The sequence below is a fragment of the Nocardioides sp. JS614 genome, from assembly GCF_000015265.1.
Classification (GTDB): Bacteria; Actinomycetota; Actinomycetes; order Propionibacteriales; family Nocardioidaceae; genus Nocardioides.
In genome coordinates, this window is the sequence record NC_008699.1 from 2,056,214 (window position 1) to 2,076,779 (window position 20,566).

18 protein-coding genes are annotated in these 20,566 nt (G+C 72.8%); 12 read left to right on the top strand and 6 right to left on the bottom strand.

The window, feature by feature from the left end; genetic code table 11:
- Positions 1 to 3: 3 nt before the first annotated feature.
- On the bottom strand, positions 4 to 2,766 hold the full coding sequence (locus tag NOCA_RS11180; RefSeq protein WP_011755385.1) for a PAS domain S-box protein: 2,763 nt from the start codon (positions 2,764 to 2,766) through the stop codon (positions 4 to 6).
- Between the two features lie 91 nt (positions 2,767 to 2,857).
- On the opposite strand from NOCA_RS11180, the gene NOCA_RS11185 reads away from it, so the two are divergent.
- The 5 genes from NOCA_RS11185 to NOCA_RS11205 all read left to right on the top strand — a co-directional run bounded on the left by NOCA_RS11185 (position 2,858) and on the right by NOCA_RS11205 (position 8,332).
- The gene (locus NOCA_RS11185) at positions 2,858 to 3,715 is read left to right on the top strand and encodes an alpha/beta fold hydrolase (RefSeq protein ID WP_158305661.1); all 858 of its coding nucleotides are present in this window, start codon (positions 2,858 to 2,860) and stop codon (positions 3,713 to 3,715) included.
- Positions 3,716 to 3,744: 29 nt separating this feature from the next.
- Positions 3,745 to 4,479 (top strand): DNA repair protein RecO, encoded by a 735-nt coding sequence (gene recO / locus NOCA_RS11190; protein ID WP_011755387.1) that lies wholly within the window; start codon positions 3,745 to 3,747, stop codon positions 4,477 to 4,479.
- Positions 4,480 to 4,619: 140 nt separating this feature from the next.
- Complete coding sequence (locus NOCA_RS25750; RefSeq protein WP_049774313.1) at positions 4,620 to 5,861, top strand: sensor histidine kinase; 1,242 nt, start codon at positions 4,620 to 4,622, stop codon at positions 5,859 to 5,861.
- Positions 5,862 to 5,888: 27 nt separating this feature from the next.
- Complete coding sequence (locus NOCA_RS11200; protein ID WP_041546476.1) at positions 5,889 to 6,716, top strand: isoprenyl transferase; 828 nt, start codon at positions 5,889 to 5,891, stop codon at positions 6,714 to 6,716.
- Positions 6,717 to 6,724: 8 nt separating this feature from the next.
- On the top strand, positions 6,725 to 8,332 hold the full coding sequence (locus NOCA_RS11205) for a sensor histidine kinase (protein WP_011755390.1): 1,608 nt from the start codon (positions 6,725 to 6,727) through the stop codon (positions 8,330 to 8,332).
- A 23-nt stretch (positions 8,333 to 8,355) separates the two neighbouring features.
- On the opposite strand, the gene NOCA_RS11210 is transcribed toward NOCA_RS11205, so the two are convergent.
- Genes NOCA_RS11210 through NOCA_RS11225 form a run of 4 tightly spaced genes read right to left on the bottom strand, consistent with a single transcriptional unit; the run spans position 8,356 to position 11,546 of the window.
- Complete coding sequence (locus tag NOCA_RS11210) at positions 8,356 to 8,763, bottom strand: Fur family transcriptional regulator (RefSeq protein WP_011755391.1); 408 nt, start codon at positions 8,761 to 8,763, stop codon at positions 8,356 to 8,358.
- Positions 8,750 to 9,763: a metal ABC transporter permease gene (locus tag NOCA_RS11215; RefSeq protein ID WP_011755392.1), complete on the bottom strand. Its 1,014-nt coding sequence runs from the start codon at positions 9,761 to 9,763 to the stop codon at positions 8,750 to 8,752. Before NOCA_RS11215 ends, NOCA_RS11210 begins: the two co-directional genes overlap by 14 nt.
- A complete protein-coding gene (locus NOCA_RS11220; protein ID WP_011755393.1) occupies positions 9,760 to 10,623 on the bottom strand; it encodes a metal ABC transporter ATP-binding protein in 864 nt (287 codons plus the stop codon). The genes NOCA_RS11215 and NOCA_RS11220 overlap by 4 nt, the downstream gene beginning before the upstream one ends.
- Positions 10,620 to 11,546 (bottom strand): metal ABC transporter substrate-binding protein, encoded by a 927-nt coding sequence (locus NOCA_RS11225; protein WP_049774314.1) that lies wholly within the window; start codon positions 11,544 to 11,546, stop codon positions 10,620 to 10,622. The genes NOCA_RS11220 and NOCA_RS11225 overlap by 4 nt, the downstream gene beginning before the upstream one ends.
- Positions 11,547 to 11,702: 156 nt before the next feature.
- On the opposite strand from NOCA_RS11225, the gene NOCA_RS11230 reads away from it, so the two are divergent.
- The 6 genes from NOCA_RS11230 (at position 11,703) to NOCA_RS26500 (ending at position 18,322) form a co-directional block, all read left to right on the top strand.
- A complete protein-coding gene (locus NOCA_RS11230; RefSeq protein WP_011755395.1) occupies positions 11,703 to 13,484 on the top strand; it encodes a TolB family protein in 1,782 nt (593 codons plus the stop codon).
- A 41-nt stretch (positions 13,485 to 13,525) separates the two neighbouring features.
- On the top strand, positions 13,526 to 13,846 hold the full coding sequence (locus tag NOCA_RS11235; protein ID WP_011755396.1) for an antibiotic biosynthesis monooxygenase family protein: 321 nt from the start codon (positions 13,526 to 13,528) through the stop codon (positions 13,844 to 13,846).
- A 60-nt stretch (positions 13,847 to 13,906) separates the two neighbouring features.
- Positions 13,907 to 15,322: a glycine--tRNA ligase gene (locus NOCA_RS11240; RefSeq protein ID WP_011755397.1), complete on the top strand. Its 1,416-nt coding sequence runs from the start codon at positions 13,907 to 13,909 to the stop codon at positions 15,320 to 15,322.
- A 24-nt stretch (positions 15,323 to 15,346) separates the two neighbouring features.
- The gene (locus tag NOCA_RS25755; RefSeq protein ID WP_049774315.1) at positions 15,347 to 16,102 is read left to right on the top strand and encodes a hypothetical protein; all 756 of its coding nucleotides are present in this window, start codon (positions 15,347 to 15,349) and stop codon (positions 16,100 to 16,102) included.
- A gap of 43 nt (positions 16,103 to 16,145) precedes the next feature.
- Complete coding sequence (gene dusB / locus NOCA_RS11250) at positions 16,146 to 17,306, top strand: tRNA dihydrouridine synthase DusB (RefSeq protein WP_011755399.1); 1,161 nt, start codon at positions 16,146 to 16,148, stop codon at positions 17,304 to 17,306.
- Positions 17,307 to 17,452: 146 nt separating this feature from the next.
- Positions 17,453 to 18,322: an SH3 domain-containing protein gene (locus NOCA_RS26500; protein WP_011755400.1), complete on the top strand. Its 870-nt coding sequence runs from the start codon at positions 17,453 to 17,455 to the stop codon at positions 18,320 to 18,322.
- 30 nt (positions 18,323 to 18,352) lie between these two features.
- Here NOCA_RS26500 and NOCA_RS11260 read toward each other — a convergent pair whose 3' ends face one another.
- On the bottom strand, positions 18,353 to 19,039 hold the full coding sequence (locus NOCA_RS11260) for a HEAT repeat domain-containing protein (protein ID WP_011755401.1): 687 nt from the start codon (positions 19,037 to 19,039) through the stop codon (positions 18,353 to 18,355).
- 88 nt (positions 19,040 to 19,127) lie between these two features.
- Between NOCA_RS11260 and NOCA_RS11265 the strand changes: the two genes are divergently transcribed.
- Positions 19,128 to 20,399, top strand: a complete 1,272-nt coding sequence (locus tag NOCA_RS11265) for a deoxyguanosinetriphosphate triphosphohydrolase (RefSeq protein ID WP_011755402.1) — start codon at positions 19,128 to 19,130, stop codon at positions 20,397 to 20,399.
- Positions 20,400 to 20,566 lie beyond the last annotated feature (167 nt).

Below are 20,566 nucleotides of genomic sequence, written 5' to 3' on the forward strand. Positions count from 1 at the left end.
GGCCTAACGGGCCAGGGGCAGTCGGACGGTGAAGGTGGTGCCCTGCAGGTGGGCGGAGTCGACGTCGATCCGCCCACCGTGGGCAGCGACCGTGGCGGCCACGATCGACAGCCCCAGGCCGGTGCCCTGGATCGCATGCGCCTGCGCGGTGGAGGAGCGGAAGAAGCGCTGGAACAGCCCGTTCTGCTCCTCCACGGGGATCCCGAGCCCGGTGTCGCTGATCGACAGCCAGGCCTCGTCGTCCTGCCGGCCGACCCGGCACTCGATGCGACCGCCGTCCTCGGTGAACTTGACCGCGTTGCCCAGCAGGTTGATCAGCGCCCGCTCGAGCTGGACCCGGTCGCCGAGCACCAGGACCGGCGCCGGCTCCGCGAGCATCGACAGCTCGAGGTCGCGGCCGGTGAGCTGGGGGCGGATCGCCTCCTCGGCGGGCGGCAGCAGCGTGGCCAGGTCGAGGGTGTCGTGCTGCCAGGCGGTGGCGCCCGAGTCCAGCCCGCTGAGCGTGAGCAGGTCGTCGCAGAGCAGGATCAGCCGCTGGCCGTTGCGGGCGATGCTCTCCAGCATCGGGCGCTGCTCCGGGGCCGGGTCGACGACGGTGCCGTCCTCGAGCAGCTCGGTGTAGCCCACGATGCTGGCCACGGGGGTGCGCAGCTCGTGGCTCACGGTCGAGACGAACTCGCTCTTCGCCACGTCGAGCTGGCGCAGCCGCTCGACCGCCAGCCGCTCCTTCTCGAGTGCGGCGACGAGCATCTCCTGGCTGGCGCGTGCCTCGGTGACGTCGCGGCCGGCACACAGGTAGCCGACTCGTGCGGCGAAGGTGTCGGCGGCGACGCTGAGCGACATCGAGACCGTGTGGCGGCGGCCGTCGGCGCCGATCCACGTCCAGTCCCGGGTTCCGGTGTCCGCGCCGCTGTCGATGCCCGCGACCAGGCGGGCGAAAGCCTCCTCGCCGGTGGCCCCGGACAGGCGCTCGGCGAGCTGCTCGGGATCGAAGAGATCCACGAACGGCGTGCCGACCGTGTCCTGGCCGTCATAGCCGAGCAGGTTCACGGCGCCCGGGTTGAAGACCGTGATCCGGCCCTGGGTGTCGATCCCGATGAGGGCCGTGGTGATGGCGGCCTCGAGGAGGTGTCGGTTCAGGCCCGCGGTCATCCGCTCCATGGTGAGGTCGGTGCCGGTGAGCACGATGTGGGTCGGCCGGTCGCGGTCGTCGTGGACGTACCCGGTGTTCCACTGGATCCGCCGGCGCTGGCCCGAGCGGGTCACCACGTCGGTCTCCCGGCCGACCTGGCCCTCGGGGGTGTCCGGGAGGCCGGCCGGGTAGCCGTCGGAGCCGGGCGGGGCGAACGGGAGGTCCCAGACCGCCACCCCGACCAGCTCGTCCTCGTCGAAGCCGGTGAGCGTGGTCGTCGCGCCGTTGACGCGGACGACGACCCCCATCAGGTCCGTCACGAGGATCATCGCCGCGGTGGTGTCGAGGGTCGCGCTGGTCAGCTTCTCGGCGGCCTCCAGCCGGCGGCGCGCATCGTACTCCGCCGTGACGTCTTGCAGCTGCGCCGAGAAGGTCGGCTCCGGGTCGTTGGTCAGCAGCGAGACCGCGACGTTGACCCGGGACCCGCGGCGGTCCCTCAGCCCGGTCTGCGCGCGCCACCCGTCGAGGTCGCCCGCGAGCATCTGCGCGGCGATCAGCTCCAGCGGCTCGGTGGTGTCGAGCAGCTCGGCCAGGTCGCGGCCCACGGGCGAGCCGGTGCGGCCGACGATCCGCGCCGCCGCCTCGTTGACGTCGACGATCTCGAGCGGGGTGTCGCCGCTGCGCATCAGGACCATGCCGATCAGGGACTCGGTGAAGTTGCGGCGGAAGAGCCGCTCGCTGGACGTCAGCCGGTCGAGCAGCCGCCGACGCTGACCGACCGCGATCGCGAGGGGCAGGCACAGCAGTGCTGTGCACATCAGGTAGAGCTGGGAGAGCGACCCCATGGACCGGGCGTCGAGCTCTCCGGTGCGGTAGTGATCGCCGAACGGTCCGTAGCCCTGCGCGGTCAGGAAGGTGACCAGGACCGCGAAGCCCACCAGCTCCCAGGCCGCGAGACGCAGGTCGAAGCGCAACGCCGCCCAGACGATCAAGGGGAGTGGCAGGAAGGACAGCGACAGCGACTGGTGGGGGGAGAACACGACGAGCGTCATCGTCGCGAGCGCGACCACCTGGAGCGGGGCCTCCCAGCGACGCGTGCTCCGCGCTGCGGGCCGCGCCATGGCGACCGGCACGATCACGAGTGTGGCCGCAGCGTGTGAGGCGCCGAGCGAGAGCCAGATCCGTCCGAACGAGCCGCCTTCGAGGAGATGGACGCCCGTGGCCCCGATCGTCGCCATCGTGAGGCCGCCGAGAAAGGCGGCGGTGACGAGTCGGATGAAGTCTTCGGGCGAGTCGAGGCTCGGCAGTCGGTCCCGTCCGTACAGCAGCACAGCACTGGCCACGACCGCGTCCGAGGTGTTGGCCACGCCGAACGCGGCCGAGACGTCCAGAGGCCGGCCCGCCGAGAGGTTCGCGATCCCGCTCACGACGCAGATCCCCAGCGCGAGCAGCCACCAGCGCCGGCGCGGGCTCGAAGCCACGAGCACCGCCGCGATGCCCGCCGCCGGCCACCAGGTCGCGACGGGATCGTCCTGGGGCGCGAACGCGACCGCGCCGACGCCTGCGACGTAGACCCCTGCCAGCAGGCCGATGGTCGCGGGCCAGCCGAGCTGCCCGCGACCAGACCAAGACATGGGTGCAGTCTCGTCCACCCGCGCCCGGAGCGCACGCTCCCACGCGCGGGGATCGGGGATCTGCCTGCCGCCGGTGGCCTATGTTGGGCCCATGCTGGTGTCGGAGCGGATCGGGCAGTTCTTCGTGGAGACGGAGGCCGGCCGTGATCGCCTCGAGTACACCGAGTACGGCTCCGGTGACGCGTGGGTGCTCCTGCTGCCCGGGGAGCTGATGCCGCGCCGGATGCAGCAGCCCCTGGCCCGGGTGCTCGCTGCGGAGGGGCTGCACGTGGTCACCCTCGACCCCCTCGGCCACGGCCGGTCCGACCGGCCGGCGGACCCGCACGCCTACTCGGTGACGGCGTTCGCCGAGCAGGCCGTCGCGCTCCTCGACCACCTGGGCGTCGCCCAGGCGGTGGTCGGCGGCACCGGGCTCGGCGCCAACGTCGCGCTCGAGGCCGCGGCGATCGCGTCCGGTCGGGTGCGCGGCCTGATCATCGACGCCCCGCTGCTCGACAACGGCGTGGAGGCCGGGATCCTCGCCTTCGGCCCGCTCCTGCTCGCCGCTCGCTTCCTGCCGCTCTCCGTCTGGGCCGTGCGCAGGCTGACCCGTCCGGTGCCGCGGGGGATCGTGCCGTTCTGGGCCGGCATCGCGCTCGACGCCTGCGACCAGCGGCCCGGGGCGATGGCGGCGCTGCTGCATGGGTTGTTCTTCGGCCGCGCGGCGCCCTCGGCCCGGGAACGCCGCGCGATCCCGGTGCCCGCGCTGGTCGTCGGCCACCCGGGCGACCCGATGCACCCGCTCGCCGACGCCAGGATGCTCGCCGAGGAGCTCCCGCGCGGGACCTTCGTGCGGGCACACTCGCTGCTCGAGTGGCGACTCACCCCCGAGCGTCTCGACCGGGCCGCGATCGGCCTGGCCACCGGGTGCTGGAAGACGCCGCGCCGCCACCGCCGCTCCGGCGCCTGAAACGCGCACGCACCCGGCACAATGGAGGGGTGCTGTACCGCGACGAGGCGATCGTGCTCCGCACCCACAAGCTGGGTGAGGCTGACCGGATCGTCACCCTCCTCACCCGGCAGCGGGGCCGGGTCCGGGCGGTCGCCAAGGGGGTGCGCCGCACCACGTCGCGATTCGGGTCGAGGCTCGAGCCGTTCACCCACGTCGACCTGCAGCTGGCCGAGGGCCGCAACCTGGACACGATCACCCAGGCGGAGACGCTGACCCCGTTCTCCAAGGGCCTGGGCCTCGACTACGACCGCTACACCGCCGGCACGGTGATGCTCGAGACCGCCGATCGTCTGGTGGCCGAGGAGCGGGAGCCGTCGGTTCAGCAGTTCCTGCTCCTGGTCGGCGGCCTGCGGGCGATGGTCGCGGGGGAGCATGCACCCGGCCAGGTGCTCGACTCCTACCTGCTGCGCTCGCTCGCGGTCGCCGGCTACGCCCCGTCCTTCGAGCACTGCGCGCGCTGCGGCACGCTGTCCGCCGAGGGCGCCCACCGCTGGTTCAACCCGTCGATGGGCGGGATGCTCTGCTCGACCTGCCGGGTCCCGGGGTCCGCGTCGCCGGCCCCGGAGACGGTCGCGCTCCTCGGCGCCCTCCTCGCGGGCGACTGGGCGGTGGTCGACCCCGCTGCGGCCCGGAACCTCAAGGAGGCCAGCACCCTGGTCGCCGCCTACCTCGCCTGGCACCTCGAGCGAGGCCTGAAGTCGATGGCGTACGTCGAGCGCTGATCCAGCGCCGCACCGAGTGCTCGCACCGGCCCGAACCCGGCGCCGGGCCCGGGCTCAGGTTCTGGGAGCACCCGCCGATCCTTCCCTGGACGAAGGACGGGAGGTGAGCGATGCGTGCCTGGGGGCCACGGTGCCGGTGGGTGGTCCGGCACCTGTGCTGGAACGGCGGCGAGCCGGATCCGCGCGTCCTTCAGTCGTCCTTCACGCTGATCCTGGCGATCGCCCTCGGGTTCCGGATCGCCGCCGAGGGGCCGGTCGCCCCGCTCTCGTGGCCGGTGGCCGGCGTCGTCATCGCGATCGTCGGCAGCCTGATCGTGCTGACGGCGCCCGCTCCTCGGGTCGACGTCCTGGCCCGGGCGTTGGCGGTCGTCCACATCGCTGCGCTCGGCATGCTCGCCCAGGGCTCCGAGCTCGGGATCGCCTCCGGGCTGGTCGTGTTCCCGTCGATCTGGCTGGGCCTCGAGCTGGGGCAGCGGGGGGTAGCGCTGGCGACGGGAGCGACCGTGGCGTTCATCGCCGTGCCGGGACTGGTCTCGCGCGGTGCCGGCGTCGCCCACGTGGAGTGGCTGCTCCTGCTGACGATCCTGGCGGGCTTCAGCGCGTTCGCGACCGACGCCGCGCTGATCGCGGCGCGCACCGCGCAGGCCCGCGCCGAGGCTCGTGAAGCGGAGCTCGCCGTCGCCTTGAAGGTCAAGGAGGACTTCGTCGCCCTGGTCTCGCACGAGCTGCGCACCCCGTTGACCTCGATCGTGGGGTACGTCGCCGTCGCCTTGGAGCGCGACGACCTGGACCCGGTCCTGCGCACGCAGCTCGACGCGGTCGACCGCAACGGCAAGCGGCTCGAGCGGCTGGTCCAGGACCTGCTCGACGAGGTCCAGCACTCCGGTCGACCGCTGCCGCTGCGCGAGCAGGACACCGACCTCGCCGTGATCGTCCGCGAGTGCGTCGCCGGTGCGCGCCTGCAGGCCGCCCGGGGCGGCGTCCGGCTGGACGCCGACGTCCCGGACAGCATCGCGTTCACCGGCGATCCCGAGCGGCTCGCCCAGGTCGTCGACAACCTGGTGTCCAACGCGATCAAGTACACCGAGCCGGGAGGGAGCGCCCGGGTGCAGGCGATCGTCGTCGCCGACGGCTCCGTGCGGATCTCCGTCCAGGACACCGGCATCGGGATCGACCCCGCGGAACGGGCCCGGCTGTTCAGCCGGTTCTTCCGCGGCGCGGAGGCCAGCCGCCGGGCGATCCAGGGCATCGGGCTCGGCCTGTCGATCACCAAGTCGATCGTGGAGAGCCACGGCGGGCGGATCGAGGTCGACAGCGAGCCCGGCCGGGGCAGCGAGTTCCGGGTCGTGCTCCCGTCGTACGCCGCCCAACTCGCCTCCTGAGGACCGTCCCCCGACTAGGCTCGCGCCGTGAGACGTGCCGTGCGCCAGCCCACGCCGCACCCGACGGGGGCGCGCCCCCCGGCGATCCCACGAGAGCTCGTGCCCCGGCACGTCGCCATCGTCATGGACGGCAACGGCCGCTGGGCCAAGGAGCGCGGGCTGCCGCGGACCAAGGGCCACGAGCGTGGCGAGCACTCACTGTTCGACGTCGTCGAGGGCGCCATCGAGATCGGGGTCAAGGCGATCTCGGCGTACGCGTTCTCCACCGAGAACTGGTCGCGCTCGCCCGACGAGGTGCGCTTCCTCATGGGCTTCAACCGTGACGTGATCCGCCGCCGTCGGGACGAGATGCACGAGCTCGGTGTCCGGGTGCGGTGGGCCGGGCGTGCGCCGCGGCTGTGGAAGTCGGTGATCCGGGAGCTGCAGGTCGCCGAGGAGCTCACCCGCCGCAACGACGTGCTCACCTTGACGATGTGCGTCAACTACGGCGGGCGCGCCGAGCTCGCCGACACCGCACGCAGCATCGCCCGCGAGGTCGCCGCCGGACGGCTGGACCCCGAGAAGGTCGACGAGAAGGTCTTCGCGCGGCACCTCTACGTCCCCGAGCTCGCCGACGCGGACCTGGTCTGGCGGACCTCGGGTGAGCAGCGGCTGTCCAACTTCATGCTGTGGCAGGCGGCGTACTCCGAGCTGGTCTTCACCGACGTGCTGTGGCCCGACGTCGACCGGCGCCACCTCTGGCACGCGATCGAGCTCTACGCGAGCCGGGACCGCCGGTACGGCGGCGCCGCCCCGAACCCCGTGCCGGGACCGAGCCAGGGCCCCGTCGCCGCCCCGGCGCCGGGCGAGGACTGAGCCGCGCCATGGGGAGGGTGGCGACGAGGCTCGCGGGGTTGCACCGCCGGCTGCTGTTCGCCGACGACCCGGATCCGGAGCTGCTCCAGGGTGTCTTCGCCGCCCTGTTCCTCCTCGACTTCGTGCTGCGCGCGGCCGGCGGCTCGTCGCCGGCGCTGGCTTCTTGGCCGGTCCTGGGGCTGCTCGTCATGGCGCTCGCCTCGGCGGCCGCGATCGCGGTGCCGTGGGAGCGGGCGCCCGTCTGGGCGGTCGGCATCCTCCCGGCCGTCGACATCCTCGCCCTCGGCTTCTCCCGGATGGACCCCGCCGGCGGCGCGACCGGGACGCTCGCAGTGGTGCCGGCGCTGTGGCTCGGCCGCCAGTACGGTCGGCGCGGCGCCGTCGTCGTCCTCCTGTCGACCGCGTTCCTGCTCGCCGGGCCGGGGCTGCTCTACCTGGGGGCGTCGGGGGCGAACCTGACCCGCACCGTGATGATCCCGCTGGTCGCCACCTGGGCCGCCCTGGCCATCTCCTACGCGCTCGAGCGGGTCCGGGCCGGCATCGAGGTGATCGAGCACCAGCGTCGGGTCTCCCAGGCGATCTTCGACACCGTCGACGTGGGCCTGGTGCTCCTGGACGAGTCAGGGGCCTACCAGGGGATCAACCGCCGGCACGCCGACTTCATCCGCCTCGCCTTCCCCGAGGGGCACCAGGGGCGAGCAGGCCAGCTCGGCGCGGTGTACGACGCCGACGGCACCCGGGAGCTGGCCGCGGAGGAGATGCCGACGCACCGCGCGAGCCTGGGCGAGCAGTTCGAGGACGTGCGGATCTGGGTCGGCCCGGACCCGCTGACCCGCCGGGCGCTGTCGGTCTCCGCGCGCCGGGTGGAGGACGAGGCCGGGGCCCTCGCCGGCGCCTCGCTGGCCTACAAGGACGTCACCGACTTCATGCGGGCGCTGCGGGTCAAGGACGAGTTCGTCGCCTCGGTCTCCCACGAGCTGCGCACCCCGCTGACCTCCATCGTCGGCTACACGCAGATGCTGCTCGAGCGCGACGACCTGCCGGCCGACGTCGTCGCCCAGCTCGAGGTGATGGCCCGCAACAGTGGGCGGCTGCACCGGCTGGTCGCCGACCTGCTGCACACCGCCCGCCTCGACGAGGGCGGGGCGCCCCTGGTGCGGGCGCCCGTCGACCTGGCTGCGGTCGTGCGGGACTGCGTGGAGGCCGCCGCCCCGGCGGCGCGTCGCTCTGGCGTCGAGCTCGTCCTCGAGCTGCCGCCGACGCTGGTGCTGCGGGCCGATCAGGAGCGGCTGGCGCAGGTCGTCGACAACCTCGTCTCGAACGCCGTGAAGTACACCAGCGCCGGTGGCTGCGTGCAGGTGACCCTGCTCCTCGACGGGGACCGGGCCGAGCTGTGCGTCGCCGACACCGGGATCGGGATCGCCGCGGCCGACCGGGACCGCCTGTTCACCCGCTTCTTCCGCGCCCGCCAGGCCGAGGAGCGCTCGATCCAGGGTGTCGGGCTCGGCTTGAGCATCACCAAGGCGATCGTCGAGAGCCACGGTGGCCGGATCGAGGTCGAGAGCGAGCTCGGCAGGGGCAGCGTGTTCCGCGTGCGGCTGCCCCTGGACGCCTGAGCCCGGCGGTGTGAGTACGGCGCTCAGCCGCAGCGCGCGCAGGTGCCGAAGATCTCCAGTGTGTGGCTGACCTCGGCGTACCCGTGCTCGGCGGCGATCGCCCTCGTCCACCGCTCCACCGCGGGACCCTCCACCTCGACCGTCGCGCCGCACGAGCGGCAGACCAGGTGGTGGTGGTGCGCCTCGGAGCAGCGCCGGTAGATCGCCTCGCCGTCCTCGGTGCGCAGCACGTCGACGTCGCCGGCCTCGGCGAGCCGCTGCAGGGTGCGGTAGACCGTGGCCAGCCCGACGGTCTCGCCGCGGCGGCCGAGCAGCTCGTGGATCTCCTGGGCCGAGCGGAAGTCGCTGAACGAGTCGAGCGCCTCGGTGACGGCGCGGCGCTGGCGGGTCGGGCGCAGGCGCGGGGTCTCCGCGTGCTCAGTGCTCGTCATAGTGCCTCCCGTGCGGGGCGTGCCGGTGGCCGTCGTGGACGTAGTCGACGTGGTCGCCGTGCTGGACCGCCACGTGACCGCAGTCCTCGCCGTGCTCGTGCGGGTGCTCGTCCTCCCCGACGGCTTGGTGTGCCGCGGTCGTGACGACGGGGAACGGGCGGCGCAGTCGCTGCCGCGCGCGCAGCCAGACCCCGATCGGCCAGGAGAGGGTGAAGCAGCCCAGGGCGAGCAGCACGATCGCCGGCCCGGGGGCGACGGTGGTGCCGTCGGGGGCGGCGGCCGAGATCAGCAGCCCGCCGACCGCGGCGACGGTCCCGAGGGCCATCGCCGCCAGGAGGGTCCCGCGGAACGAACGGGTCAGCTGCTGGGCGGTCGCGACCGGGACCACCATCAGCGCGGAGACCAGCAGCAGCCCGACGGTCCGCATCGCCACGCTGACGCTGACCGCGGCCAGCACGGCGACCAGGACGTTGTAGGCCCGGATGTTGAGCCCGGCCACCCGGGCGAACTCCTGGTCCTGCGCGACCGCGAACAGCTGGGGGGCGAGTCCGACGCCCAGCAGGACGACGACGCCCGCGAGCGCCATCGTCACCAGGACGTCGGCCTCCGACATCGTGGTGATGGACCCGAAGAGGTAGGTCTGCAGCCGCGCCCCGCTCTGGCCGGCGAGGCCGGTGATCAGCACGCCGCCCGCGAGACCGCCGTAGAAGAGGAGTGCGAGCGCCACGTCGCCGTTGGCGTGGCCGCGCTCGCGGATCACCTCGATCAGGATCGCGCCGAGCACCGAGACCAGCACCGCCATCCAGACCGGCGAGACGCCGGTCAGCAGGCCGAGCGCGACGCCGGTCACCGCGACGTGACCGATGCCGTCGCCCATCAGTGCGAGCCGGCGCTGCACCAGGTAGGTGCCGACGACCGGGGCCGCCAGGCCGGTGAACAGCGCCGCGATGATCGCCCGCTGCATGAACGGCAGGCCGAGCAGGTCCAGGTAGTCGCTCACCGGTCCTCCTCGGCGTGCCGGTCGAGGGGCGATGCCACGTGCGGGGCGTGGTCGTGGCGCGCCCCCGTCGCGTGGTCGTGGTGGTGCCCGGGGTCGAGGTCGTCGACGTGGGCGAGCGCCAGGTCCGCGGAGAGCTCGGGCTCGTGCACCTGGTCGTGGGTCAGCGGCGGGCCGTCGTAGGTGATCCGGCCGTCGCGCATCACCACCGCACGGTCGACCAGCGGAGCCATCGGGCCGAGCTCGTGGGCCACCAGCACCACGGTCGCGCCCCGCCCCGACAGCGTCGCCAGGCTGTCGGCGAGCACCTGCTGGTTGGGCAGGTCGACGCCCGCGGTCGGCTCGTCGAGGAAGAACAGCTCGGGCTCCCCGGCCAGCGCGCGGGCGATCAGCACCCGCTGCTGCTGGCCGCCGGACAGCGTCGAGACGCCGTCGCCCGCGCGGTCGGCCAGGCCGACCACCTCCAGGGCGTCGACGATCGCCGCGCGGTCGCGCCGCCCGAGTCGGCGGAACAGCGGGCGGTGGGTCAGCCGCCCCGACGCGACCACCTCCCACACCGAGGCCGGCACGCCGGAGGCCGCGCTGCCGCGCTGGGGGACGTAGCCGACCCGGCGCCAGTCGTGGAAGTCGTCGTACGCCGTCCCGAACAGCCGCAGGCTCCCGGCGGCCAGCGGGTGCAGCCCGGTGAGCGCGCGCACCAGCGTCGACTTGCCCGACCCGTTGGCGCCCATCAGCGCCAGGAACTCCCCGGCGGGGACCGTGAGGTCGATGCCGCGCAGGATCGGGCGGCCCGCGATGGCGACGGCGCCGCCGCTGAGCTCGACGACGGGCCCGGTGGCCGATCCTGGTGCGGGCGCGCTCAACAGTCGTTCGCCTTCTCGAGGGCGGCGAGGTTGGCGCGCATGAGGGAAAGGTAGTCCTCGTCGGCGGTGCGGTCGGTCAGCCCCTCGATCGGGTCGAGCACGTCGCTCTCCGCGCCGGTCTCCCGGGCGAGGGCCTCGGCCGCCTTGGCGCTGACGATCGACTCGGAGAAGACGGTGGTGACCCCGTCCGCGCGGATCAGGGCCTGCAGCCGGGCCAGGTCGGCCGGGGTCGGCTCGGCCTCGGGGGAGAGGCCGAGGATCGCCTCCATCTCGACGCCGTAGCGCTGCAGGTAGCCGAACGCGTCGTGGCTGACGACGACGGTGGTGCGGGTGCAGCTCGCGAGGCCGTCGGCGTACTCCTGGTCGAGTCCCTCGAGGTCGCCGCGCAGGTCGGCGGCGTTCGCGCGGTAGTCCGCGGCGTGGTCCGGGTCGGCCTGTTCGAGCCGGTCGGCGACGGCGTCGGCGACGTCGGCGAGCAGCAGCGGGTCGAGCCAGAAGTGCGGGTCGGTCTCGTCGGAGTCGACTCCGTGCTCGCGGAACGGCACCAGGTCGACGACGCCGGCCGCGTCCAGGACGTCGCCGGCCGCGTTCTCGTCCACCGCGGCGTCGACCGCCGGCTGGAAGCCGCGCTCGTAGACGACGAGCCCGGCCCCGGCGACCTCGGCGGTCACCGCGACCGACGGCTCGAGGTCGTGCGGCTCGCCGCCCGGTGCGGTGAGGTTCGTGACGTCGACGTGGTCACCGCCGACCCGGTCGGCGACGTACGCGAGCGGGTAGAACGCCGCCGCGACCCGGACCCCGCCGGCCCCCTTGCCGGCAGCGGAGGCGGGGCCGCCGCCGTCGTCGGTGAACGCCGCGCACCCGGTGAGAGTGAGCCCGGTGAGCGCGAGCGTGACGGGGATGGTGGCGGCAAGTCTCTTCATGAGAATCATTCTCAGCCAGATTGAGAATGATTGTCAAACTCGGAGGTCGTTCGTCCGGGGTGGCCCGTTCGGGCTATTACCGCGCCGCGAGGCGGACTCCTAGGTTGCTGAGATCGGCCCGGTCGGGCGGGCGCGTCACGGACACGAGGTGACCTGATGTCGAAGACCTACCCCACCCTCGCGGCGCTCTGTGTCGCCGCCGGGCTCGTCCTCCTCGCGCCGCCGACCGAGGTCGCGGGGGCGGCCGGGCCGGCTGCTGCGGCGACGACGACGACCGAGCGCGTGGCGGCGACCACGATCGACGACCGCCAGCTGGCGCGGTCGAAGGGCTGGGGAGCGGTGACCGCATCGAAGGCCTATCGGCAGACGCTCTCGAAGTCCACGATGAAGGGAGCGACCGCGACGACGAAGGCCGCGGGGTCGGGCGTCTCGGTCACCTTCGAGTTCGGCCCCCGCCGGGGGAAGGCCCAGATCGTCGTGGGGGGCAAGGTCCGCACGACGGTCTCGACCGCGGCAGCGAAGGTCCGCCTCCGGGCCGTCCAGGTCAGCGGTTCGGGCAAGGTCGAGGTGCGGGTGGTCGTGGGCGGCAAGGGGGTCTTCCTGGACAAGGTCGTGCTCACCCCAGGCTCCGGAGCGGGCTCGCCGTTCGCGACCGGAGCGATCAGCCAGGTCGACGCGACGTCCGCGGGCGCCGGCGCCAACGGGAGCTCGGTCAACTCCGCATCGGTGTCGCCCGACGGGAGGTACGTCGCCTTCTGGTCCAACGCGACCAACCTCAGCCCGGACGCGAGCGACGGGCTCATGCATCTGTTCGTCAAGTCGCTGGCGACCGGAGCCATCGGGGTGGCGGACACGTCGGCCAGCGGCGTCCTGGGCAACGACAACGGCTACACCGGTGAGGCGCGGGTGATCGGGTGGAAGCCCGGCAGCCACGAGCTGCTCTTCACCACCTATGCCAACAACCTGATCGACGGGTTCACCCTCGACGGCTCGTACGCCCCGTTCCTGATGGCCAAGAGCATCGACGACGGCTCGGTGGGCTACATCGCGGCCGCGGTCTCCGACGCGTCGTGGTCACCGGACGCGACCTGGATCGCCTTCAGCTCCAAGTTCGTCGACGGCTGCGCCACCGACCCGTGCCCGGGCAACACCAACTTCAGCTGGCAGATGTTCGCCTGGCAGGTGGGCACGGACACCTACGTGCCGGTCAGCGCCGACGCGTCGGGCGCCCTGCCCTCCGACGGGTCCGGGCCACTCGATGCTTCCGACCCCACGTGGAGCCCCGACTCGACGCGGGTGGCGTTCGTGTCCGCGTCCCACGAGCTGGTGCCGGGCGACACCAACGTCAACCGGGACGTCTTCGTCAAGAACGTGTACACCGGGGCCATCGTGCGGGCGTCCGTCTCCGCCGGCGGGGCGCAGGCGGACAACTACAGCGGGGACCCGGCGTTCGCGCCGACGGGCAACCGGCTGGCGTACAGCTCCGCGGCCACCAACCTCGTCCCCGGTGACGACAACTCCGCCCAGGACGTGTTCGTCAAGAACCTCGCGACCGGCGCCGTCTCGGCGGTCTCGGTGCGGCCGAATGGTCAGTTCGTGGTGAGTCCCGACGGCAGTCGGACTCCTGCGTGGTCCCCGGACGGCACCAAGATCCTGTTCACGTCACAGGCGTTCGCCCTGGTCGACCGAGCCGACAAGAACGTGGAGGACGACGTCTACGTCAAGGACCTCGCGAGTCAAGGGCTCCAGCTGGTGTCGGTGCGCCCCGACGGCACCAACGGCACCAGCTCCTCCACCCTGTTCGGCATGGTGGGGTCCGCGGGTCCCGCCTGGGCGCCCGACGGCCGGTCGGTGTTCTTCCTCTCCGCGGCGACGAACTTCGCGGCGCAGGACAACAACGCCTTCCAGCGGGACCTCTTCCGCAAGTTCCTCCGCTGACACGCTCGGTCGATCGTGGGGCGAGGCGGTATGGTCGCCGCGTGCTGGTCGTCAACAGGTTCCGGGTCCCGCTGTCCGACGGCGAGCCGTTCCGTGCCGACCTGGAGACCGCGCACCGCACGCTCGCCGCGTGCGCGGGGTACGCCGGCGGCGAGATCGGCCGGAACGTCGACGACCCGGAGCTGTGGGTGCTGACCACCAGGTGGGCCAACGTGGGCAGCTACCGCCGGGCGCTCTCGACGTACGACGTGAAGCTGCACGCGGTCGCGATCCTGAGCCGCGCCCTGGACGAGCCGTCCGCCTACGAGCTCGCCGAGCCCGGCACCACCCTCAACGTCGCCTCGACCCGGTCGTTAGGCTGAGCCCTTCCGATCACCCACTCTGACCGGCAGCCAGCCGGCCAAGTCATCAGGAGCGCCACCGTGGCCAAGCCCCCGCCGTCCACCGTCGACCACGTCGTCTCCCTCGCCAAGCGGCGGGGCTTCGTCTACCCGTGCGGCGAGATCTACGGCGGCACCCGCTCCGCCTGGGACTACGGCCCGCTGGGCGTGGAGCTCAAGGAGAACATCAAGCGCCAGTGGTGGAAGTCCATGGTCACCATGCGCGACGACATGGTCGGCCTCGACTCCAGCATCATCCTGCCGCGGCAGGTGTGGGAGGCCAGCGGCCACGTCGACACGTTCATGGACCCGCTCACCGAGTGCCAGTCGTGCCACAAGCGGTTCCGCGCCGACCACCTCCAGGAGGAGGTCGCGGAGAAGAAGTCCAAGTCCGAAGGGCACAGCGTCAACCCCGACGACGTCGATCTCGCGACGGTGGCCTGCCCCAACTGCGGCACCCGCGGCGCGTGGACCGAGCCGCGGCAGTTCTCCGGCCTGCTCAAGACCCACCTGGGCGTCATCGAGAACGAGGAGGGCCTGCACTACCTGCGGCCCGAGACCGCCCAGGGCATCTTCATCAACTTCGCGAACGTCGTGACCTCGAGCCGGCACAAGCCGCCGTTCGGCATCGCCCAGATCGGCAAGAGCTTCCGCAACGAGATCACCCCCGGCAACTTCATCTTCCGGACCCGCGAGTTCGAGCAGATGGAGATGGAGTTCTTCGTCAAGCCCGGCGAGGACAAGGAGTGGCACCAGTACTGGATCGACGAGCGCACCCGCTGGTACGTCGACCTCGGCATCGACCCCGACAACCTGCGCCACTTCGAGCACCCGCAGGAGAAGCTCAGCCACTACTCCACGCGGACCGTCGACATCGAGTACCGGTTCCGGTTCGCCGGCTCGGAGTGGGGAGAGCTCGAGGGCATCGCCAACCGCACCGACTTCGACCTGAGCACCCACTCCAAGCACTCCGGCCAGGACCTCTCCTACTTCGACCAGGCCAACAACGAGCGCTACGTCCCCTACGTCATCGAGCCGGCCGCCGGCCTGTCCCGCAGCCTGATGACCTTCCTCGTCGACGCCTACCAGGAGGACGAGGCGCCGAACACCAAGGGCGGCGTCGACAAGCGCACCGTGCTGCGCCTGGACCCGCGGCTCGCGCCGGTCAAGGTGGCGGTGCTGCCGCTCTCTCGCAACGCGGACCTCTCGCCGAAGGCCAAGGACCTCGCCATGGAGCTGCGCCGGGCCGGGTGGCACGTCGACTTCGACGACTCCGGCGCGATCGGCCGCCGCTACCGCCGCCAGGACGAGATCGGTACGCCGTACTGCGTGACCGTCGACTTCGAGACGCTCGACGACCAGGCGGTCACCGTCCGCGAGCGCGACAGCATGCAGCAGGAGCGGATCGGCCTGGACCGGATCAGCGCGTACTTCGCCGAGCGTCTGATCGGCTGCTGACCGCTCGGCATGCACAATGACCGAATGATCCGGCTCACCACACTGCTCGGGGCCGCCGTCGCGGGCGCGCTCGCTCTCGGCGGCTGCTCGGGATCCGACGAGGGCGCCCAGCCCGAGGAGCAGAGCACGCTCACGGTGCCGCCCGCCTCGACCGGGGCGACGCCGTACCTCCCGGTGCCCGACGGCGTCGAGCTCACCGAGCCGGGCAGCCAGCTCGCGGTCGGCGACCACGCGGTCGTGGCCTACCACCCGCGCCAGGAGCAGGTCGGCGCGCTCGACATCGCCGTCACCAGGCTCGAGAAGACCTCGATCAAGGACTTCTCGGCCTGGCAGCTCAGCGACGCCCAGAAGGCGTCGACGCCCTACTACGTGCGGGCCCGGGTCGAGAACGTCGGCGACACCGACCTCGGCGGCCGGCCGGTGCCGCTCTACGTCGTCAACGAGGACAACGTGCTGCTCGAGCCGACGCCGTTCGCGAGCTCCTTCCAGGCCTGCCCGAGCACGCCGTTCCCGGAGAAGTTCGCGCCGGGCGACACGGCGCGGGTGTGCCTGGTCTACCTGGCGCCCGACCACGGCGACCTCGTGTCGGTGAGCTTCCGTCCCGAGGAGACCTTCAACCCGATCACCTGGAGCGGCGACGTGGCGAAGTACGAAGCACCGCAGGCGGACCAGCCCAAGAGCGGGACGCAGGGCAAGGGTGGGACTCGGGGCGGAAAGGCCGACCCCAAGGCCGGCAAGGGCGGCACCCGGGCCGGCAAGGGCGGCACCCGCGGCGGCTGAGCCCGATTTGGGGCGCCGGACGGCGGCCCCGGACAATGGCTGCATGTCCTCGCCCACCTCACCGACCGGCAGTCCGGCCGGGGGGCTGGCCCTGGGGTCGCTGCGCGTCGACACCCCGGTGGTGCTCGCGCCGATGGCCGGCATCACCAACGCGGCCTACCGCCGGCTGTGTGCCGAGCAGGGGGCCGGCCTCTACGTCTGCGAGATGATCACCAGTCGGGGGCTGGTCGAGGGCGACCAGCACACCAAGGACATGCTGGTCTTCGACGAGCTCGAGACGATCCGCTCCGTCCAGCTCTACGGCAGCGACCCGGCCTACGTCGGCAAGGCCGCCGAGATCCTCTGCGCGGAGTACGGCGTCGCGCACATCGACCTCAACTTCGGCTGCCCGGTGCCCAAGGTGACCCGCAAGGGCGGCGGCGGCGCGCTGCCGTGGAAGCGCGGGCTGCTCGCCGAGATCCTGGAGTCGGCCGTCGCCGCGGCCGCGCCGTACGACGTGCCGGTCACGATGAAGACCCGCAAGGGCATCGACGAGGATCACCTCACCTACCTCGACGCCGGCCGGATCGCGCAGGAGTCCGGATGTGCGGCGATCGCGCTGCACGGCCGGACGGTCGCGCAGGCCTACTCCGGCGCGGCCGATTGGGACGCGATCGCGGCGCTGGTCGAGCACGTGGACATCCCGGTGCTCGGCAACGGCGACGTCTGGGAGGCCGCGGACGCACTGCGGATGGTCGAGGAGACCGGCGTCGCGGGCGTCGTGGTCGGCCGCGGCTGCCTGGGCCGGCCCTGGCTCTTCCGCGACCTCGCCGCCGCGTTCGGTGGCGAGGACGTCGCGACCCTGCCGGCCCTGGGCGAGGTGGCCGCGATGATGCGCCGGCACGCCGAGCTGCTGTGCCAGCACCTGGGGGAGGAGCGCGGCTGCAAGGAGTTCCGCAAGCACGTGACCTGGTACCTCAAGGGTTTCGGCGCGGGCGGCGAGATGCGGCGCTCGCTGGGCCTGGTCGACAGTCTCGCGGCACTCGACCGGCTGCTGGCCGAGCTCGACCCGGACGAGCCGTTCCCGGAGCGCGAGCTGGGCGCCCCGCGCGGGCGCCAGGGATCGCCGCGGGCCAAGGTCGCCCTGCCCGAGGGTTGGCTCGAGGACGCGGACGGTCGCGGCCGGCACGTCCAGGAGGACGCGGACGAGACCACCGGCGGGTGACGAGGAACACGCCGCTCCTGCTGCCCCCCGATTCCGGAGACCGCGGGGCGTGTGGTTGACTCGGGCGGTCGTTGCCGATTCGTGACCTTTCTCGGGTGTCCACGGCAGGGGCAGACCCCCGACAGCAACAGCAAAGGATCAGCGCTGTGGCAGAGCATCGCCACAAGCGGGCCGATGCCCGACGCAAGCCCCGAGCCGCCTTCATCGCCGCACCCCTCGCCGTCCTGGCAACCGCATCCGCGGTGTCGCTCGGTGTGGTCGCGACCAACCCGGAGGCGCGCGACCTGGTCGCTCAGGAGACCGCCGGTACGACCGCCGACCTCGGGGCCGCCGCGGACCGGCCGGCGCCCCTGTCCCGGGCCGGCTCGCGCGTCGGCGCAGCGGACAAGCGGGCCGAGAAGCTCGAGCAGCGGCGGGCGGCGACCGAGCGCGCCGTGCGGCGGGCCGACACGAAGCTGTGGACCACCACGGTGCTCAACCTGTGGTCCAACCCCGGCGAGGACGCCGTGCAGGTCGGCGAGCTCGAGGCCGGCAAGCGGATCCTGGTGACCGGTCGCTCCACCGATGAGCGGGTCGAGGTCGTGTGGCAGGGCAAGTCGCGGTGGGTGACCGCGGGCTACCTGTCCGAGGACAAGCCGCTCACCGCGGCCGCCGGGCTGTCCATGGCGCCCTGCCCGGACCCGAGCGTGGAGCACGGCCTGACCTCCGACGCGGTCTACGTCTACCGCTCCGTGTGCCACGCCTTCCCGCAGATCACCTCGTACGGCGGCTGGGACGACCACGGTGAGCACGCGTCCGGCCGGGCGCTGGACATCATGACCAGCGACGTCGCGCTCGGCAACGCGATCGCGGAGTTCCTGCAGCAGCATGCTGCCGAGCTCAACCTCTACGACATCCTCTGGCGCCAGCAGATCTGGACCCCGGAGCGCGCCAGCGAGGGTTGGCGCTCGATGTCCTCCCGTGGGTCGGCGACCGCGGACCACTACGACCACGTGCACGTCGCCACGAACGGCTGACCCTCGGGGAATTCCGGCGGCCCGCGGGGCTCACAGCAGTCGGGTGAGCCGCGCCTTCTGCAGGTTCTCCCGCACGATCCACGCGATGTCGGCGTCGGCGTCGTCGAGCGCCCAGAACGCCGGCAGGCCTTGGGCCGGGTCGGCGGCGACCGCGACACTCCAGCAGTAGCCCAGTCCCTGCCGCAGGGTCCGCACCTCGCTGTCGCCGCGGCGCTCGGCCGGCAGGTCGGCCAGCGCGCGCGTCGTACGCCGGCAGACCTCGATCGCGACCGCGGCGGCGGCGGGCCCGACGAGCAGCCGTGGCTCGCAGATGCCGGCAGCCGCGGCGCGCTGCACCAGCGGACGCGGGTCGTTCGCCCAGTCGAGGACGACCATCTCCAGGGCCGGAAGGTTGAGGTCGCCGAAGTGCTGGAGCGCCATCGCGACCGCCTCGCGGATCCGCCAGCGCTCGTCGGTGGCGAGCTCGCGCAGGCGCGCCTGCACCTCCGGATCCGCCGCGGTGGCGCCCAGGCCGAGGACCCCGCAGAAGGTGCGGTACTCGTCGCCGCTCGCGATCAGCTCGTCGTCCAGCGCCAGGTCGGCGAGCTCGGCGAACGCCATCGCGAGCTCGATGTTCCCACGCGGGCCCGGGAGGTGGGAGTGCCGGTCGAGGTAGCCCGGCCACGCGGCGCGGTCCAGCCGACCGAGGTCGGAACGGTACTCGTCGATCCGCGTCATGCCTCAACGATCTTCAATGTGGCGCGGGTCACGGTAGGGCCCGAGGTCCCAAGTCGAAGGTCAGTCGGTCGCACTAGGGTCTGCAGCGATGGAACACCTGGAGCTGTACGACGCCGCCGCGCGCGCGCGTCTGGTCGAGGAGCCGCCGAAGCGGGTCGACGCCCCCGAGCGGACGCCGTTCGAGCGCGACCGCGCCCGCCTCGTCCACGCGGCGGCCTCGCGGCGGCTGGCCGCGAAGACCCAGGTGGTCGGCCCGCAGAGCAACGACTTCGTGCGCAACCGGCTCACCCACAGCCTCGAGGTCGCCCAGGTCGCGCGCGACCTCTCACGGGCCCTCGGCAGCCAGCCGGACATCGCCGAGACCGCGGCGCTGGCCCACGACCTCGGGCACCCGCCGTTCGGCCACAACGGCGAGCGGGTGCTGGCCGAGCTCGGAGAGTCCTGCGGCGGCTTCGAGGGCAACGCCCAGACCCTGCGGCTGCTCACCCGGCTCGAGGCGAAGACCGTGGACGCCTCCGGTGCGTCGGTCGGCCTGAACCTCACCCGGGCGACCCTGGACGCCTGCACCAAGTACCCCTGGCCGCGGTCGGCGGCCGAGGAGCCGCAAGGGGTGCACGCCGACGGGTCGCCGCGGCTGGTGCGCAAGTTCGGCGTGTACGACGACGACCGGCCGGTGTTCGACTGGATGCGCCGGGGCGCGGTCGGCACCCACCAGTGCCTCGAGGCGCAGGTGATGGACCTGGCCGACGACGTCGCCTACTCCGTCCACGACATCGAGGACGGCATCGTCGCGGGCCGCGTCGACCTCACCCGGATCGACGAGGCCGCGGTCTGGGCGACGGTGCGCGACTGGTACCTCCCCGACGCGACCGACGAGGTCCTCGGCGCGACCCTCGCCGGCCTGCGCGAGGTCGGCAGCTGGCCGGAGGCGCCGTACGACGCCAGCCGCCGCTCGCTGGGCGCGCTCAAGAACCTCACCAGCGACCTGATCGGACGCTTCTGCGGGGCGGTGCAGCACGCGACGTTCGCCGCGAGCGACGGCCCGTTCGTGCGCTACGCCGCCGATCTGGTGGTCCCCGAGCGGACCCGCCTGGAGATGGCGGTGCTGAAGGGCATCGCCGCCTACTACGTGATGCAGGCCGACGACCGGGTCGCCGCGATGGTGCGCCAGCGCGAGCTGCTCGCCGAGCTGGTCGCCGTCCTCGCCCACCGCGGCCCGGATGCCCTCGAGCGGGCGTTCGCCGACGACTGGCGCGCCGCGGCCGACGACGCGGCCCGCCTGCGGGTCGTCATCGACCAGGTCGCCTCGCTGACCGATGCCAGCGCGCTCACCTGGCACGAGTCGCTCCGCTCGCGCTGACCACGGCCGCGACGCCGTTGGTCGAGCTTGTCGAGACAGTCCCCGGCACGCAAGGCAGGGCGGGCGAGATTCGGGGCAGTTCGACCCAGACGACAGACGGGGCACGCTCTGGTCGGACGGTCCGGCCGCGAACCGCCCCGGGTTCGGTCCCCGGCCCCGCCGTAGGC

Bases quoted from the DNA above. Each gene is read 5' to 3' on its own strand.
- NOCA_RS11180 (WP_011755385.1), bottom strand. From the start codon at position 2,766: ATGTCTTGGTCTGGTCGCGGGCAGCTCGGCTGGCCCGCGACCATCGGC.
- NOCA_RS11185 (WP_158305661.1), top strand. From the start codon at position 2,858: ATGCTGGTGTCGGAGCGGATCGGGCAGTTCTTCGTGGAGACGGAGGCC.
- NOCA_RS11205 (WP_011755390.1), top strand. From the start codon at position 6,725: ATGGGGAGGGTGGCGACGAGGCTCGCGGGGTTGCACCGCCGGCTGCTG.
- NOCA_RS11210 (WP_011755391.1), bottom strand. From the start codon at position 8,763: ATGACGAGCACTGAGCACGCGGAGACCCCGCGCCTGCGCCCGACCCGC.
- NOCA_RS11225 (WP_049774314.1), bottom strand. From the start codon at position 11,546: ATGAAGAGACTTGCCGCCACCATCCCCGTCACGCTCGCGCTCACCGGG.
- NOCA_RS11230 (WP_011755395.1), top strand. From the start codon at position 11,703: ATGTCGAAGACCTACCCCACCCTCGCGGCGCTCTGTGTCGCCGCCGGG.
- NOCA_RS25755 (WP_049774315.1), top strand. From the start codon at position 15,347: ATGATCCGGCTCACCACACTGCTCGGGGCCGCCGTCGCGGGCGCGCTC.
- dusB (WP_011755399.1), top strand. From the start codon at position 16,146: ATGTCCTCGCCCACCTCACCGACCGGCAGTCCGGCCGGGGGGCTGGCC.
- NOCA_RS11260 (WP_011755401.1), bottom strand. From the start codon at position 19,039: ATGACGCGGATCGACGAGTACCGTTCCGACCTCGGTCGGCTGGACCGC.
- NOCA_RS11265 (WP_011755402.1), top strand. From the start codon at position 19,128: ATGGAACACCTGGAGCTGTACGACGCCGCCGCGCGCGCGCGTCTGGTC.